This is a genomic window from Pseudomonas fluvialis (assembly GCF_002234375.1).
Lineage (GTDB): Bacteria > Pseudomonadota > Gammaproteobacteria > Pseudomonadales > Pseudomonadaceae > Aquipseudomonas > Aquipseudomonas fluvialis.
On sequence record NZ_NMQV01000042.1, the window covers coordinates 1 to 831 of the forward strand.

The 831-nt window shown below is 63.2% G+C and carries 1 protein-coding gene; it reads right to left on the reverse strand.

Annotation, left to right across the window (positions count from 1 at the left end; all coding sequences use genetic code 11):
- Positions 1-831 (reverse strand): large ribosomal subunit assembly factor BipA (locus tag CFY91_RS15365; protein WP_480408036.1); only part of this gene is annotated, 831 nt, incomplete at both ends.

Here is an 831-nt window from a genome sequence, read left to right on the forward strand (position 1 = left end):
GATGCCGGCCAGCTGGCCTTCGTAGACTTCGTCACCCGGCGACAGGAACAGCTTGCCGCGGTCCTGCAGGGTTTCCAGGGAGTAGGTCAGCGCGGTGCCGGTGGCCATGGAGACCAGCACACCGTTCTGGCGGTGGGCCACTTCGCCGGCCTTGACCGGACCGTAGTGGTCGAAGGTCGAAGTGAGGATGCCGGTGCCCGAGGTCATGGTCAGGAAGGCGTTACGGAAACCGATCAGGCCACGCGCCGGGATCAGGTATTCCAGGCGGATACGCCCCTTGCCGTCAGGGATCATGTTGGTCATGTCGCCCTTGCGCAAGCCCATCTGCTCCATCACCGGACCCTGATGCTGTTCCTCGATATCGATGGTGACGTTCTCGTAGGGCTCCTGCTTCTCGCCGTCCTTCTCGATGATCACCACTTCCGGGCGGCCCACGGCCAGCTCGAAGCCTTCGCGGCGCATGGTTTCGATCAGTACCGAGAGGTGCAGCTCGCCACGCCCGGAAACCTTGAACTTCTCGGCGGAGTCACCCGCCTCGACGCGCAGGGCGACGTTGTGCAGCAGTTCTTTTTCCAGGCGCTCCTTGATGTTGCGGCTGGTGACGAACTTGCCTTCGCGGCCGGCAAAGGGCGAATCGTTGACCTGGAAGGTCATGCTCACGGTGGGCTGGTCGACGGTCAGCGGCGGACGGGCTTCGACGTTTTGCGGATCGCACAGGGTGTCGGAGATGAACAGCTCGTCCATGCCGGATACGCAAACGATGTCACCGGCTTCGGCTTCCGGGACTTCCACGCGCTGCAGGCCGGAGTGACCCATGATCTTCAGGATGCG